This window comes from Vibrio sp. 1457 (assembly GCF_033340195.1).
GTDB lineage: Bacteria > Pseudomonadota > Gammaproteobacteria > Enterobacterales > Vibrionaceae > Vibrio > Vibrio alginolyticus.
The window spans coordinates 1-1,314 of the sequence record NZ_JAWOWA010000083.1; the positions used below are offsets into that span (position 1 = coordinate 1).

The following is a 1,314-nucleotide window of genomic DNA, read 5'->3' on the forward strand; positions in this document are numbered from 1 at the left end:
CCGTAATAATTTCCGTGACGGAGACGACAGACATGAATGGGCTTTGTTGAATAAATCGAACTTTTGCTGAGTTGAAGGATCAGATCACGCATCTTCCCGACAACGCAGACCGTTCCGTGGCAAAGCAAAAGTTCAAAATCACCAACTGGCCCACCTACAATAAAGCCCTCATCAACCGTGGCTCCATAACTTTCTGGCTGGATGATGAAGCTATTCAGGCCTGGTATGAGTCAGCAACACCTTCTTCACGAGGCAGACCTCAGCGCTATTCTGACCTTGCCATCACGACTGTGCTGGTCATTAAACGCGTATTCAGGCTGACCCTGCGCGCTGCGCAGGGCTTTATTGATTCCATTTTTTCTCTGATGAACGTTCCGCTACGCTGCCCGGATTACAGCTGTGTCAGCAGGCGGGCAAAGTCGGTTAATGTCAGTTTCAAAACGTCCACCCGGGGTGAAATCGCACACCTGGTGATTGATTCCACCGGGCTGAAGGTCTTTGGTGAAGGCGAATGGAAAGTCAGAAAGCACGGCAAAGAGCGCCGTCGTATCTGGCGAAAGTTGCATCTTGCTGTTGACAGCAACACACATGAAGTTGTCTGTGCAGACCTGTCGCTGAATAACGTCACGGACTCAGAAGCCTTCCCGGGCCTTATCCGGCAGACTCACAGAAAAATCAGGGCAGCCGCGGCAGACGGGGCTTACGATACCCGGCTCTGTCACGATGAACTGCGGCGTAAGAAAATCAGCGCGCTTATCCCTCCCCGAAAAGGTGCGGGTTACTGGCCCGGTGAATATGCAGACCGTAACCGTGCAGTGGCTAATCAGCGAATGACCGGGAGTAATGCGCGGTGGAAATGGACAACAGATTACAACCGTCGCTCGATAGCGGAAACGGCGATGTACCGGGTAAAACAGCTGTTCGGGGGTTCACTGACACTGCGTGACTACGATGGTCAGGTTGCGGAGGCTATGGCCCTGGTACGAGCGCTGAACAAAATGACGAAAGCAGGTATGCCTGAAAGCGTGCGTATTGCCTGAAAACACAACCCGCTACGGGGGAGACTTACCCGAAATCTGATTTATTCAACAAAGCCGCCGCAGACTGGAATACGGTAAGTTTCCGCCCTTACGGATGCCCGGAAAACCTTAGCGTACGATTTTTTCCGAATTCTGCGGGCTCCCCTTGAAAAGCGATGAGAATATGTTGCCGCCTGATCTACGTGGTTACGCACCGCAAATCACGGGTGTTGCACAAACGAATGCAAAGGTCACTGTCTCACAGAACAACCGTATTATTTATCAAGAAAACGTT

2 protein-coding genes are annotated in these 1,314 nt (G+C 51.7%); both read left to right on the plus strand.

The annotated features are described in order from the left end of the window. Positions 1-116 precede the first annotated feature (116 nt). A complete protein-coding gene (locus R7Z41_RS23870; protein ID WP_071337582.1) occupies positions 117-1,040 on the plus strand; it encodes an IS5-like element IS903B family transposase in 924 nt (307 codons plus the stop codon). 118 nt (positions 1,041-1,158) lie between these two features. After that, positions 1,159-1,314, plus strand: a 156-nt coding sequence (locus R7Z41_RS23875; RefSeq protein ID WP_318141627.1) for a fimbria/pilus outer membrane usher protein, incomplete at its 3' end; no start/stop codon positions are given.